The organism is Streptomyces sp. NPDC036984, assembly GCF_055607665.1.
This window is the reverse complement of sequence record NZ_JBVJRL010000090.1, coordinates 1-1,160: the sequence shown is the minus strand read 5'-3', so window position 1 is coordinate 1,160 and position 1,160 is coordinate 1. Positions and strand designations below refer to the sequence as shown.

Genomic DNA, 1,160 nt, shown 5'->3' with positions numbered 1-1,160 from the left:
TCGAGGAGTTGAGGTGTGATGGTTCCGTTGTCTTTTGCTCAGCGGCGGTTGTGGTTTATTGATCGTTTTGAGGGTGGGTCGGTTGCTTACAATATTCCGTTTGTGGTGCGGTTGTGTGGTGGGGTGGATGTGGAGGCGTTGCGGGGTGCGGTGGGGGATGTGGTGGGGCGGCATGAGAGTTTGCGGACGGTGATTGGTGAGGATGGGCGGGGGGTGGCGTTTCAGCGGGTTTTGGGTGTGGGTGAGGTGGTGGTGGAGGTGCCGGTGGTGGAGGTGGGTGTTGGGGGTGTGGGGGAGGTTGTGGCGGGGTTGGTGGGTTATCGGTTTGATTTGGGTGTGGAGATTCCGGTGCGGGCGTGGTTGTTGCGGTGTGGTGGGGGTGTGTGGGTGTTGGTTTTGGTGGTGCATCATATTGCGGCTGATGGGGAGTCGATGGGGCCGTTGGGGCGGGATTTGGCGGCGGCGTATGGGGCGCGGGTGGGTGGGGGTGAGCCGGTGTGGCCTGAGTTGGGTGTGCGGTATGTGGATTACACGTTGTGGCAGCGGGAGTTTTTGGGGGTGGAGTCTGATCCGGGGAGTGTGATGGCGCGGCAGTTGGGTTTTTGGCGGGGTGAGTTGGCGGGTGTGGCGGAGCAGGTGGTGTTGCCGTGGGATCGTCCGCGGCCGGTGGTGGGCAGTGGTCGGGGTGGGGTGGTGGAGTTCGGGGTGGATGCGGGGTTGATGGCGGGTGTGGAGGGGTTGGCTGCGGGGTGTGGGGTGACGGTGCCGATGGTGTTTCAGGCGGTGTTGGCGGTGGTGTTGTCGCGGGTGGGTGCGGGTGAGGATGTGGTGATGGGGTCGACGGTGGCGGGTCGGGGGGAGGAGGGGTTGGCTGATTTGGTGGGGTTTTTTGTGAATACGTGGGTGTTGCGGGTGGGGTTGGGGGGTGAGCCGTCGTTTGTTGAGGTGTTGGGGCGGGTGCGGGAGAAGGCGTTGGCGGCTTATGACCATCAGGATGTGCCGTTTGAGCGGTTGGTGGAGGTGTTGAATCCGGAGCGGTCGGGGTCGTTTCATCCGTTGTTTCAGGTGATGTTCAGTTGGCAGGGGCGTGCGTGGTGGGATTTGGATTTTCCGGGTGTGGAGTCGGCGAGGTTGGAGGCGGTGCCGTCGGGGACGGCGAA

The 1,160-nt window shown here is 63.2% G+C and carries 1 protein-coding gene; it reads left to right on the top strand.

The window, feature by feature from the left end; translation table 11 throughout:
• Positions 1-18: 18 nt before the first annotated feature.
• Positions 19-1,160, top strand: a 1,142-nt coding sequence (locus ACZ7DL_RS39085; RefSeq protein WP_470781850.1) for a condensation domain-containing protein, incomplete at its 3' end; no start/stop codon positions are given.